The organism is Bacillus sp. LQ01 (genome assembly GCF_057624735.1).
Window position 1 is genome coordinate 1,749,786 of record NZ_JBYEZL010000001.1, and the last position, 11,808, is coordinate 1,761,593.

Sequence of the window (11,808 nt, forward strand, 5' to 3'; positions counted from 1 at the left end):
ATATGAAATCACTCAGTTAATTAGTGAAGCGAAAGAGAAAAGTTATGAGTAAATATAACAATAAAAAAGCTGAGCTAGACGGCCATGTATTCGATAGTAAGGCTGAATCGGATTATTACTCTGGTTTAAAGGTTCGCAAAGCCGTAGGTGAAGTTTCAAGCTTTGAATTACAACCAAGATTCACCTTGCAACCAGCGTTTACAAAGAACGGTAAAAGTTTTAAGGCAATTACATATATCGCAGACTTCATGGTTTATTTGCCAAATGGTGATGTAGAAGTCGTGGACATAAAGGGTATGGTGACGGAAACATTCGCGGTGAAAAAGAAGATGTTCGAATATAAATATCCACACTTACAACTCATTCTTTTAAAGCATGTTATCAAATATGGCGGATTCATCACACTAGATGAGTACAACAAATTAAAACGTGAAGAGAAAAAACTAAAACAAGCGAAATAAAGGGAGCGAATCATATGTCATATATCGAATTCAAACCAACGTTAAAGAAAGTAAATCTTAAGCCGGATGGCAAGAAAGAAATCGTTTTGGAAGTAACAGATAGCTCATTAAATGGAAAGTTAGATGCACTTTCTGAATTAATCGATATTAAAGTGGCTGTATCATTGGAGTCTCTTATCGTGAATTATAATGTGTTGCTAAATGCAAAAACGAACAAACCGTTAACTGAATATGAAGTGGATGAAAAAGGTTTTGTGCAAGAAGTTAAACAGGTGTATGAGCAAATGGAAGCGGACTTCGATATTCCAGAAGAGAAAATCCTAACTCGCGAAGAAAGAGAGCAAGCGGATCGTGAAACCGTTGATGCATTTATCATTAGCGGGCTTGCTCCAGGCTTAGATGATTTACCACATGACTTTGCTTACATTGTAAAACGAAAGCTTGAAGGAGAGTCTTATCTAAAATTAGCAAACGAGCTGAAGATTTCTAACGTGAAGCTAATTGAAATGATTGATGATTACCGTGCTCGCATTGCACCGATGGCGATTAAATGGCACGAATGGAAAGAGAAACAGCCGGATGTAGGAGAGCAGTCAAAGGTAGAAGAGAAACTGAAGGAAGAAACAAAGACAGAAGAAACAGTTGTAACGGTAGAAGAACAGGTGCAAGAAAAAGAATCGCAATCTTCTGAAGAAATTGAAGTTGCTGATGAGGAAAAACCTTTTGATGAAAAATTAGAAGACTAATAAATACAGGTTGGTAGTATGACAATTTCGTTGTACTACCTGCCTTTCAATCTCATATGGGGTGATGGATTGAACAAAGCCGAAAAACGTCAAATCCGAATCAAGATTTTAAATATACAAGATGAAAATTGTAAAGGGTGTAAAACTGTTCCGAAATCGATTGGAAACAATTATGAAATAGCGCGTTGGTGTTCGGAAAACTGTGTAATTGGTAAAAGTATAAAAAGCTTAGGTGAAAGCCTAAACGATGGGAGAAATGAGAAAATGGCTGAACAAAAAAACTGGGATCAAATTTGTGTAACTGCTGAAAAATTACGTGCTTCTGATGAAAAGAAATGGACTTGGGGGAAAATCGGAGCAGAGTTCGGAGTAACAGAAGGGAATTTATATTATCACGTTGCAAAAAGACGCGAGGCAAATGCAACGCCTGATAAGCGTGTAGGTACACCTAAGAAAGCTCAGGGTACAAAACCATTACTACAGCCTCAAAACAAAGAAAAAGCGAAATCTGAACCACCAAAATTAAAGCCAGTAGTTACGGAGCATATCGAGAAAGTAGAAGAATTAGATTCGTTTTGGAAAGAACGATTAAACGACGTTCTTGATGAAAAAGATGCGATGCAAAAAGAATTACGTGAAGTATCGAAACTATATGAGGACTTAAAAGGTATAAAAGAAAAACTAGCGCAAGATCTTATCGCAGAAAAGAAGGCACGCTTTGAAGCGGAAGATGCATTTGAAAGCATGAGGCAACAATCGCAAGCTCGTGAGGAAGATTACAACACATTACTTAACGAATTTAATGTGATTACAGAAAAGAATCATGAACTAGAGCATGATCTGCAAAAAATGCATATCAATGTACGTGCTGCAGAAGAAACAGCGGCGAAAGAACGTGAACACCGTCTTGAGTTACAAGGTAGATCACAAGCGCTCGGTATGGCGCTCAAGGCAGTCTTGTAGGTGGATGGTATGAAACTGACAAAAGAAGAACGAAAAGAGCTCACATACCAAATTGGTGACATTATTGAACAGAAATGCAGACGTTGTTATTACAATCGTACATCAAACGAATGTTTCAGTGTCAATGAATGTAAAGCATGCCCGACTGGTGAAGAATTACGCCGGTTGGGTAGATACTTAGATACACAGCCAAAAAAGAACGGTGGACCGAGAAAGAGAGCGCCAATTGGATTAACTCCTGAAATTGTAAGAGGTTTGAATATACAAGGTATTCCGGATACGGAAATCAGCATTATGTATGAACGCAGTTTTACTTACGTTGGAAAGCTCAAGAAGAAGTGGGAACGTGAAGGGAAATGGAAAGGGCCAACTAATATGAGAGAAATCAAAAAAGGCTAGGATTTCTCCTAGCACTCAAGCATAAGCCGTATGGAAAGCAAGTATTGTGCAAATCGGGTATTTGCAAGTCCATCATATAAAGATTATCAATTATATAAGTTGAATCACAGCAATCTTTACGTAGATTTTACATGGTATTGAAGTTTTTGATATAGACCAAATTTGAATTTTATTAAAAAAAGACACTGTTTCCAGTGTCCCAACTTACAACGAGAGTTTATGAGGAAACTTAAATAGGTGAATTTAAGTTTCTATATAATATATGAAACTGCAATTAGAAAATCACTTATTTTTTAAAGGAGTTAATGGGTAGTTGTACGTGCTGAAATCTTTATTAAAAATATCTTGTACTAATTGGATAGTTTCATGATCATAAAAACTATCATATGTTGGGAGGTGTGGGAATAAAGGATCAGTAATATCGGAATCTATGTAATCCCCTTTGAGAATAGCATAGTCTTTTTGATGGTGCCATGATTTTTCTAATAAATCTAAAGGAGATTTCTTTAATCCATATTGATCTTCTAGTTTAGTTATTTCACTAGAATAGTTTTCAAGGTGGATATAATTAGTTACAAAGCGTTCCTCACCTTGTATATATTGCGGAGCATAGTGAGGGTTTATTAAATCTGAATTTGAATCAAAAGATTTTAAGTAATATAAATAAAGTTTAAAAGAGATTTTCTTATTACAATTCGCATCTCCGTACAGAAATTGCCGAATAGGCCGCCATTCCGGATGTTCTATATGAAGTGGTGAAAGGAGCGATAAGAAAGAACTGACTGCTCGTTTATATGGATTTCTAACAAGTTTGTATCCTTGCTTTTCTTTAAGTCTTAATTCTGTAGCTACCTGTATATAGTACAAAAAAGAATTTTTGTATATGTCGTACTCGTAATTATGAATAAACGGGTCGTAACTAATTGCTTCTTCATATAAATCAATTTGATAAAAGAACCAATTTGCTAGTGAAGTACAGCCGCTTTTTTGGCTCCAGAATAAAATTAGTGGGAATTCATTATGGAAATGTGGCATGCGCCAATGTTTAATCATGAAATTATAAATATGCGTCATTGTCATTTACAAACACCGCCTGTTTTTCTTATATCTTTACTACTGTATGAAGAAAGTATTTAATATATGAAAATTGGCAGTGATGCGGTATATATGTTTTTTATAAAATCGTTATTTGAATAGAAAATGGCAGGTAGTTGACTAAGTTACCTGCCGTGTGCCTAAACAGTCCGGAGGGGTAAAGCTCCGTTTTTAAAGAGTGTAGTCATGGGAAGTTGACTTGAGGATAGTATGTGTAATGAAAAAAAGATTATTCGTAAAGGAGAATGGAAAATTATTTTATAAGGACTGGCATTCTTTTAGTTTCAAATCTTTCAAAGTCTATAGGACAATGTGCAAACGTTGCTATAGGTTCTGAAGTCTCGTTTGTAAAAAAAGTGTGGTTAATTACGTCACCAGAAGAAGAATAAAAAGTAATTTTGGTTTTTGATATAGGAGGAAGCGTTATTACTAGTGGTTTACTTGTCATACTGATCAGCTCCTAAATTATTTGGTTTTATACAACCTTTATATGTATTCAATAAATGTATATGAAGTCATTTTAAAAAGTTAGTACTTTTTGAATCTAGAAATTTAACAAAATAGTTATTTGATAGAATTTTGATAAAAAGCGATGATCATTAAATCACTTCATGATTAATGACAATCGCTTATGTATTGATAAGTTATTCAGTTATTTGAAATATAGTTTCATCAGGTCTGGAGAATCCATACAGTTTCCTTGCGAATTTTAAAATACCTTCTTCGCTCTCTGTTAAAGTTTTAATATCGTTTTCAACATAACGTCCTATAAGTTCTAATTCAGACAATTTCTTCTTTTCTTTATTAAGTGTAATTTGTTTTTCTTGAATCATTTGTTCTTGCTTATAAATGCAGATTTGGATGGAAATAATCATAGGTAGCATAAAAGCAAGTGCTAATAAAAGGCGACGTCTTAGCTTTTTATTCGTTTGTTGATTCTTAATAGGATTAATTTTATTTTTTGAGATTGATTGTTGTGGTGATAAATTTGGGACATTTCCCATTTTAAAGCCTCCATTACTTATGTATAGAATTTAAATTGTTTAAAAGTATTATATATGCTAAATAGATAATTTTGAACCTATTTGGATAAAGAGAGGTTTTATAAAATTTAAATAAAATTCTTATTTGAAAAGAAAAAGAGCGCTTTTAAAGGCGCCCAATGACCAAGATTTATATAAAAAAGGTGTATGTATGCTTCTTAATCTTGGTGCAGATTTAATAAAAACCCCTTATTTAAAAACAAAAAGCCCCTAGAGTTAGGGCTCTAGGGCTTCTTGTTTTGGTATTCTCACATGGTTTTTCAAAAAGAATAGAACATATTGAAGATAACATGTGAATGTTTCATAAATGTATCAAAAAAGTGAACAAAATTGCTATTGCAGAAGATGCAGAAATGAAGTTTCTAATACGTAAGTACATGAAAGGTATTATTTCCAATGGATAAAATGCGCATGGGACACCTAATCATTATTTTATCGGAGGAAAAGAATATGTTATGAACTCGGTTGAATGAAAAAATGAAAATTTTACTTTAAGCGAAGTTAATAAAATATATTTTTGGGGTTATATCAATGATTGTTATTAAGCTATAAAAATGAACAAAATCGTTATTTTATTAAACAAAAATTGTGTATGTATAAGAAAAAAGCTATGTTTTGTCTATTTAAATATATGCTTAGTTTATATAAATCGTAAGTATGTTTGAACAAAAGGGTTATTTATTTCAAATATAAAGAGCGCCATCCAAGGCGCTCACGGATAAAAACTAATATTGAAAAAGAATACCACATGATATCGTATGTATGCTTCTAAGGGGTGTGCGGATTTAAAATAAAATAGTCATTGGAATGAAATGAAGAGTAAACAACGGATTATTAATGAATATATAGTGAGTGGAGTCAAGGTTGAGGGGGCAGATTATGGTGATTTCAAATATGAAAAGAGAGCTAGAATGCTCTCTTTAATAGTTATTGAATTCGCCAGTAAACGAAAATCTTTAAATACATTAATATATTAAAAATTTTGTGAACATGAAGTGCAAGGTCCACCAGTAGGTTGGAATACAACATTATCAACAAAAGCTGTTGCGCCTTCTCCACCCGTAGCTAAGTTTTGGAAACTAATACATGCTGTAGTTACATCAGCAGGTATACACACAACAAGGGTATAATGTTGGAAGCCAGCTTGTTGTTGATTTGCAACAGGTACAATGTGCGGAATGTTTAATGGTCCAAGTGTTGTAGGGTTAGGAGGACATCCTTGACTAAGTTCTGGAAACGATACAGAAGCAACAAGGAGTGCTCCGTCTCTTATATCCCCAGCAAAAGAAAGGGTAAAGCAACAACCTTCGCCCACATCAACAGATTGGGTCATAATTCCACCAGGTCCAATAGAAACAGCTAAAGCACTCAAGGTTCCATTTGGAAGAAAACGACCGCTGTGCGCATTTGGAAATCCTACTTCTGAAACATTTCCCGTTACAATCCATCCTGGAACTGGAGTACCTGGTGTTGCAGGTTCATCAAATCCAGGGTTATCAAGAACATTCGTACATGGGCAACATGCCGTAGCAGCTGGTCCCGTAGGTCCTGTAACTCCTGTAGCCCCGGTTGGTCCAGTCGGCCCGGTTGGTCCAGTCGGCCCAGTTGGTCCAGTCGGCCCGGTTGGTCCAGTCGGCCCAGTTGGTCCAGTCGGCCCGGTTGGTCCAGTCGGCCCAGTTGGTCCAGTCGGCCCGGTTGGTCCAGTCGGCCCAGTTGGTCCAGTCGGCCCGGTTGGTCCAGTCGGCCCAGTTGGTCCAGTCGGCCCGGTTGGTCCAGTCGGCCCAGTTGGTCCAGTCGGCCCGGTTGGTCCAGTCGGCCCAGTTGGTCCAGTCGGCCCGGTTGGTCCAACTTGAGGTGGGGGTACAGGGGGGAGAAAACACTCACATGGAATATGAAATTTCTTTTTAAATTCACTCATTTTTACACCATCCTTATCATTCACCCACTTACACACTACAACTTATGAATTGGTTAACAAACAAGTATAAGAAAAAGGCCCTTGAAAATTAAAATAAATAAAAAAATAAGCCCTTATGTCACAAATATAAACCCATTCCATAATATATAAGGAACATGGGTTCACTTCAAAAAGCTTTTAATATATAAGGGAGTCCGCTTCCTAAATCAATATCGTTGAACCTGTTGCTCCTGTTGGTAAAGTGAATGACGAAGAACAGATAGGAGAGTTGAATCGATTAAACTTGATTTAACAGCAACTCCATGTAAAACAATATTTTCTTCATTCATACCTTTACCTTCTATGATTGCTCGCCATAGGAGGTAAAGGTTGCAAAAAGCAAATCATGAAGTTGGAATATAATTATATGGAAGTGTAAAGATTGTTAAGGGGAATTAAAGAATGTATCGAAGTGGACAAGCAGTTTTATTTTATAAATTAAATAAAAATCTCATTTTGTAGAAAAACACCAAAGTAAAACGAGCACTTGTTCCAGAGTGCTCGCTTAAAAACATTCCATGTATTGGGGTTATGTTTGTAAGTCATGAACCAGTGAATGACTGAAAAATAAGGTTCGAGATAGTTTATTCATTTTAGAGTAAATGGGTACCTGTACAGTAAAAAAGAGCGGCTAGCAAAGGCTAACTGCTCTCCTAAAGAAACATTAAGAAGGAAGTTCAATCATTAAGTGTATTTATAGTATGGACAAGATTTAGGAAATTATTCAAGGAGGAATTAATTACAGAATAAGAGCAGCTAGCAAAAGCTAACTGCTCGGGTAATAGAATATGGTTCGAAATGGGTTATCTACAGTATTAACGGAATATTGAATTTTATTCAGGAGTTACTAATTATGTAGGTTACATGAGAAGTCCTATTAACATCCAGGCTGCCCCGATTAGAACTAAAGTTTCAAATGTAATCCAAAATTTTCTTTTTTCTGGTTTTTGAAACTCTTTAATTACAGAGAATAAAGCACTGATTCCTACAAGAGTGAAAAGAGCAATTCGGATTGTTTCAGTCATCTACATCACCACCTAATATTTTAATAATTTAATTATATACTAATTACCATTCTTTGGAAACTTAACCAAATAATCCTTTGAATAGAAAGCGAGGTTTTGAAAATGGAAGATAACGTAAAGCTTTTAGGTGATGATGGGATGTTAGGGATGGAGTACAAGGAAAGACAGATTCGTGTATATAACACAGAAGGCAATGTTATGGAATTACTTTCAACTAAAGAACGGGTTCAAGAGGCTATCGATTTTCTTGAAGAATGTAAAATGGAAATGAAGTAAAAGTTCAATAGAGTAGATCGAACGGAGGGGAACCTTATCGAATGAATCAACCTTCTAGGAATGTAAATGAAAAGGAAATACGGCCTTTCGTGATAGAAGAGTTACAAGAATATCGCGTGTTAAAAGTGAAGTTTAAAAATATAGAAGAACAAGCGGGGTTCGGAGTTGAACTATTATTTCCAGAACTTAGGAAAAGTACAGATGATGAAATTAGATATAGACAATTAAAACGTGCATTTGAAGAAGCTTTGGATGAGGACGAGCAACAGATACTAGAAATGAAGTATATGAATCACAAAGAGTTAAATGATGAATACATTTATACAGTGCTTGGAATGAAGAAAGGGAAATTCTATAGAAAAAAGAAAACGGCTGTAAGGAATGTAGCGAAAGCGTTGGGGATGATCTAGCTCTACTTTGTAGAGCTTTTTATTTTTATAATCATTATTGGGTAAAAGTGGTAAAATTATCGTAGAGTTAATACATAGAAGGAGATGGAGTTATGTTTAAATATCCGTTTAACAAGCAAACGATTGAACCATTCGTTATTTCAGATTTATCTAATGATAAAATTGAAAATTCATTAAGTGATGATTATGAACAAACTTATTCAACGGAACTATTGTTTGAGGGAGAACATTGGTGGGGGAATTTACATATTTACTTTTTAGCTAAGGGATTTGCCGATGGAAAAGATAAAGGGTATATTGATGTATTGTTTAAGCCTGGAGCGTTTGGATATCGTGATAATAGCAAATCAGATGATTTAGAGTTTGTGGATGATGCTAAAGCTATGCAATTGATATTTAGTGCTTTTTCAGAAGAAGTCCAGGACAGTGTTGATGAAGGATTAGAAGCTTTATAGGATTATATCGAAGAAGGGAAACTTGTAGATTATGATATTGAGTACAATAAACCTAAGAAGTTGTTTCAAGAAAAAATAACAGATATTTATGTTACACAGACATTAACAGAAGATGGTGTAGTTGAACTGATTTATGATGAAAATGGTTGTACAATCAAAGCTAATACATATAAAAGTATAAGTGAATGTGAGTTTAATGATAAAGTTATGAAATTTGAGTATAATGGTCAAAAGTTTGTATTGGAGTCCTATGTAAATGCAATTTTTCATGGGAAAGAAGAATACCATTTCGAAGATGAAGAACGAAATAGAGAATCATTAAAGTTAATATAGAGACAAAAAAGGTACTAAATCGGGTACCTTTTTATATTGGAATGGGCGATATGATATTCCTACAGTTAATTGTTCTTTGAAAAGAGCATAACGTGGGGATAACGTATTTATGCGCTCATAACCAATGATCATAGCCCCTTTATCAAAACGTTACCGGAGAACGGGCAAGGGCGGTAAGAATCCGCAATAAGGATGAAAAGACCAATTGTATATATTCAGCCACGGTGCGTGAGTATCGTGGCTTGTATGTTTCTTATTAAGTTTAGTATTTTGATGTTAGCTTTAATAAGAAGTATAAATAGTCCCCTTTTAGGAATTGGTCTTCAAAGGTTATGTTTTTTTATATCTCCATACATAAATGTAATATAATGATTTGTGTCAAGAGTAAAGAAAGAGGGATTTTGCATTAACATGGCGGAAAGAATAAATTATGGAAAATGTAGCAAACTTTTTAATGAAAATAAAGTAAAAGTATCTAAATAGACGTTTTTTCTTTGTTATATAGAAATTACACATTAAACGTATTTAAATACTGTTTTAGGTATAACATGAATTGACTCATCAATGGTACAGATAACGGATATTTTTCTATTTAGATTAGATGTTAAATGTACCGTGAAACTCTTGGAAATACAATGCTGGAAAAATATAATGATATTGGTATATTACAGGAGAAGGCGCAATTGTAGGAGTAAAGGGGATATGCCCAGGTTGCATACCATATTGACCATATGAAGGATGGTGAAGTAAATGTTGCCAAGTCGAAGTTGGAGCTACAACAATCCTCATCGGGAAAGGATTCATAATATAATCACTCCTAAAGTAGTATTCATGTAATAGGGTATGCACTTACTGAATATAGATGTGCATAATCTAGGTCTATAAACATAATAATCAACGGACAGAAAATAGGGTTACTAATCTTATGATGTGTTCATTATGGGTGTTTTATTTTACTATGTAGATACAACAAACATGTGTATAGCAATTATCGTAGGCGCTACCATGATCTGGGTGGCGTCTTGTTTGTTGTTAAGGAAAGATAAGGGGTGAGATAGACTTGCAAATTGAAATATTATTAGTCTGAAACATAGACTAGTAAACAAACTATTTCTACCTTTTAATCATAGAATATGATGAATTCTATTTTTAGAGGAGGGAATCATATCTATGGGATGGAATAATAATTTTGGACATTCTCGAGATTGTAATAGATTTTGGGATGATTTAGTATTTTGCGGATGCGGTCGTAGACGCAGAAGAAACGATTTTAACGACTGTCATTGTAGACGTGACTGCGATTGTGATGAGTGTCGTCGTAGACGTAATCATGACCGCGATCGTGAGCATGAACATGGTGACCATCGAGATTGGTAAAGCCTTTTGAAAGAGTGCATATCTTAATCGCACTCTTTTTTATTATGTTTTTATTAGTACTTATTAATTAGAAGGATGCTGTTTCGATTTTATTTAACATTTTACAAAACAAACGAACACAACGAACGAAAAAGAAAAGCAAGAATCAAATGATTCCTGCTAGGTGAAGAGATGTGACTAACATTCCAATAGCGCTAATAAACTCTGGAGAAATGTAAAAATCTGATTTAGATGCGTTTGGTCTCTTGATTTTTAGTTTCATGTTTCTACTCCTTTATATTTAGTTTTTACATGGGTATATACAATTCAGAAGGGAGTTTGTAACAAATAAATGAGAAATATTTTTAAGTAAGATTCATTTAGCGATTTGTGTAAGTAGCGAATACGCTGCTTTTTTATTTTACATAGAAAAAGGAACCGTAATAGGCTCCTTAATTCGATTCAGAAGTTGTGTAGTTTTTCTTGATGATATCTTTTATGTTGATAATTAAGGATATAAGAAATCCAGCAGCTAGGATACCGTTTACCCAGTAATATGTATTCCCTGATGTAAATTTATTATAAAAGGAATTGACATTATAATATAATAAGCCTGCTGAAATGACGGTAGAGATTACTAACGTACCAAAACTTTTCATATTTTTCACTCCATTTCTGAAAAATGAGATTCTTACAAAAATTATACAGCGAAATTTATAGATTTAAAATGATATATAAAGAAATTACCGTGAGTTAGGGGAATATGCCAGGCAGCGAATCGGCTGCTTTTTATTTTGCATATAAAAAAGGAAACCACAAAGGCTCCCTTTTATATTACGCTGTCTTATAATTTTTATTTTTAATCCTATTTTTAGTATCCATAAATGCGGCGAATGTAGCTATAGCACCACCTAAATAATAGACTTGGAATTTGTGGTCAAAAGCTAATCCTGTAATGAAATTGTAGCCGTATATAAAACATGTAATACCGAATAACCATAACATGAATTTCAAATCTTTTAAGCTCAATCTATAATTCTTAATTTTTTTCCACATATGTATCAACTCCTATTGTTATGAGGTTCTGTAGTTTTTCTTTTTGAAATCTCGCATGTTGAGGATAAAGAATAGAAGGAAGATAACAGCTCCGATGCCATTAATCCAGTAGTATGTGCGCCCTGTTGTGAATCCGTTATAGAATTCATAGGCATTCCAAATTACAAGAAGTACTGAGCAGACAGTAGAAATCATTAATGAGCCAAAACTTCTCATGATTTTCACCTCGATTC

20 protein-coding genes are annotated in these 11,808 nt (G+C 34.4%); 11 read left to right on the forward strand and 9 right to left on the reverse strand.

The genetic code is table 11. The features are described from left to right. The first annotated feature begins 44 nt into the window (after positions 1-44). From AC22L0_RS09070 to AC22L0_RS09085, 4 genes are all read left to right on the forward strand, one after another. Positions 45-461 (forward strand): DUF1064 domain-containing protein, encoded by a 417-nt coding sequence (locus AC22L0_RS09070; RefSeq protein WP_098023300.1) that lies wholly within the window; start codon positions 45-47, stop codon positions 459-461. A 14-nt stretch (positions 462-475) separates the two neighbouring features. Further along, complete coding sequence (locus AC22L0_RS09075) at positions 476-1,207, forward strand: 2-methylcitrate dehydratase (protein ID WP_487272218.1); 732 nt, start codon at positions 476-478, stop codon at positions 1,205-1,207. Between the two features lie 69 nt (positions 1,208-1,276). Then, positions 1,277-2,170, forward strand: coding sequence for a zinc-finger domain-containing protein (locus tag AC22L0_RS09080; protein WP_487272219.1), 894 nt, complete (start codon positions 1,277-1,279; stop codon positions 2,168-2,170). A gap of 9 nt (positions 2,171-2,179) precedes the next feature. Further along, positions 2,180-2,569: a hypothetical protein gene (locus AC22L0_RS09085; protein ID WP_487272220.1), complete on the forward strand. Its 390-nt coding sequence runs from the start codon at positions 2,180-2,182 to the stop codon at positions 2,567-2,569. Between the two features lie 282 nt (positions 2,570-2,851). Here AC22L0_RS09085 and AC22L0_RS09090 read toward each other — a convergent pair whose 3' ends face one another. The 3 genes from AC22L0_RS09090 to AC22L0_RS09100 all read right to left on the reverse strand — a co-directional run bounded on the left by AC22L0_RS09090 (position 2,852) and on the right by AC22L0_RS09100 (position 4,668). After that, positions 2,852-3,649: a sulfotransferase family 2 domain-containing protein gene (locus tag AC22L0_RS09090; protein WP_487272221.1), complete on the reverse strand. Its 798-nt coding sequence runs from the start codon at positions 3,647-3,649 to the stop codon at positions 2,852-2,854. Positions 3,650-3,917: 268 nt separating this feature from the next. After that, positions 3,918-4,112, reverse strand: coding sequence for a hypothetical protein (locus tag AC22L0_RS09095; protein WP_130813789.1), 195 nt, complete (start codon positions 4,110-4,112; stop codon positions 3,918-3,920). 196 nt (positions 4,113-4,308) lie between these two features. Further along, positions 4,309-4,668 carry an FtsB family cell division protein gene (locus AC22L0_RS09100; protein WP_284559167.1) on the reverse strand — a complete coding sequence of 120 codons (360 nt, stop codon included), beginning with the start codon at positions 4,666-4,668 and terminating at the stop codon, positions 4,309-4,311. A gap of 124 nt (positions 4,669-4,792) precedes the next feature. Between AC22L0_RS09100 and AC22L0_RS09105 the strand changes: the two genes are divergently transcribed. Together AC22L0_RS09105 and AC22L0_RS09110 are read left to right on the forward strand one after the other, a co-directional pair. Beyond that, on the forward strand, positions 4,793-4,921 hold the full coding sequence (locus tag AC22L0_RS09105) for a hypothetical protein (RefSeq protein WP_487272222.1): 129 nt from the start codon (positions 4,793-4,795) through the stop codon (positions 4,919-4,921). Between the two features lie 598 nt (positions 4,922-5,519). Next, a complete protein-coding gene (locus AC22L0_RS09110; RefSeq protein ID WP_205753490.1) occupies positions 5,520-5,684 on the forward strand; it encodes a hypothetical protein in 165 nt (54 codons plus the stop codon). Here AC22L0_RS09110 and AC22L0_RS09115 read toward each other — a convergent pair. Both AC22L0_RS09115 and AC22L0_RS09120 read right to left on the reverse strand, forming a co-directional pair. After that, positions 5,681-6,625: a collagen-like protein gene (locus AC22L0_RS09115; RefSeq protein WP_487272223.1), complete on the reverse strand. Its 945-nt coding sequence runs from the start codon at positions 6,623-6,625 to the stop codon at positions 5,681-5,683. The genes AC22L0_RS09110 and AC22L0_RS09115 overlap by 4 nt on opposite strands. Positions 6,626-7,524: 899 nt before the next feature. Beyond that, positions 7,525-7,689 (reverse strand): hypothetical protein, encoded by a 165-nt coding sequence (locus AC22L0_RS09120; RefSeq protein WP_000140899.1) that lies wholly within the window; start codon positions 7,687-7,689, stop codon positions 7,525-7,527. Between the two features lie 102 nt (positions 7,690-7,791). Here AC22L0_RS09120 and AC22L0_RS09125 point away from each other — a divergent pair, with 102 nt between their 5' ends. The 4 genes from AC22L0_RS09125 to AC22L0_RS09140 all read left to right on the forward strand — a co-directional run bounded on the left by AC22L0_RS09125 (position 7,792) and on the right by AC22L0_RS09140 (position 9,163). After that, on the forward strand, positions 7,792-7,965 hold the full coding sequence (locus AC22L0_RS09125; protein WP_487272224.1) for a hypothetical protein: 174 nt from the start codon (positions 7,792-7,794) through the stop codon (positions 7,963-7,965). Between the two features lie 41 nt (positions 7,966-8,006). Further along, positions 8,007-8,375, forward strand: coding sequence for an ArpU family phage packaging/lysis transcriptional regulator (locus AC22L0_RS09130; protein ID WP_487272225.1), 369 nt, complete (start codon positions 8,007-8,009; stop codon positions 8,373-8,375). Between the two features lie 92 nt (positions 8,376-8,467). Beyond that, positions 8,468-8,830: a hypothetical protein gene (locus tag AC22L0_RS09135; RefSeq protein ID WP_487272226.1), complete on the forward strand. Its 363-nt coding sequence runs from the start codon at positions 8,468-8,470 to the stop codon at positions 8,828-8,830. Positions 8,831-8,890: 60 nt separating this feature from the next. Then, entirely contained in the window at positions 8,891-9,163 is a 273-nt protein-coding gene (locus tag AC22L0_RS09140) for a hypothetical protein (RefSeq protein ID WP_487272228.1), read from the forward strand. A gap of 597 nt (positions 9,164-9,760) precedes the next feature. On the opposite strand, the gene AC22L0_RS09145 is transcribed toward AC22L0_RS09140, so the two are convergent. Next, positions 9,761-9,967 (reverse strand): hypothetical protein, encoded by a 207-nt coding sequence (locus tag AC22L0_RS09145; RefSeq protein ID WP_098394576.1) that lies wholly within the window; start codon positions 9,965-9,967, stop codon positions 9,761-9,763. A 366-nt stretch (positions 9,968-10,333) separates the two neighbouring features. Between AC22L0_RS09145 and AC22L0_RS09150 the strand changes: the two genes are divergently transcribed. Next, positions 10,334-10,540: a hypothetical protein gene (locus tag AC22L0_RS09150; RefSeq protein ID WP_002183085.1), complete on the forward strand. Its 207-nt coding sequence runs from the start codon at positions 10,334-10,336 to the stop codon at positions 10,538-10,540. 431 nt (positions 10,541-10,971) lie between these two features. On the opposite strand, the gene AC22L0_RS09155 is transcribed toward AC22L0_RS09150, so the two are convergent. The 3 genes from AC22L0_RS09155 to AC22L0_RS09165 all read right to left on the reverse strand — a co-directional run bounded on the left by AC22L0_RS09155 (position 10,972) and on the right by AC22L0_RS09165 (position 11,791). Further along, on the reverse strand, positions 10,972-11,178 hold the full coding sequence (locus AC22L0_RS09155; RefSeq protein ID WP_033667316.1) for a hypothetical protein: 207 nt from the start codon (positions 11,176-11,178) through the stop codon (positions 10,972-10,974). Positions 11,179-11,353: 175 nt separating this feature from the next. Further along, a complete protein-coding gene (locus tag AC22L0_RS09160) occupies positions 11,354-11,575 on the reverse strand; it encodes a hypothetical protein (protein WP_097879987.1) in 222 nt (73 codons plus the stop codon). An 18-nt stretch (positions 11,576-11,593) separates the two neighbouring features. After that, complete coding sequence (locus AC22L0_RS09165; protein ID WP_025967175.1) at positions 11,594-11,791, reverse strand: hypothetical protein; 198 nt, start codon at positions 11,789-11,791, stop codon at positions 11,594-11,596. Between the last annotated feature and the right edge of the window lie 17 nt (positions 11,792-11,808).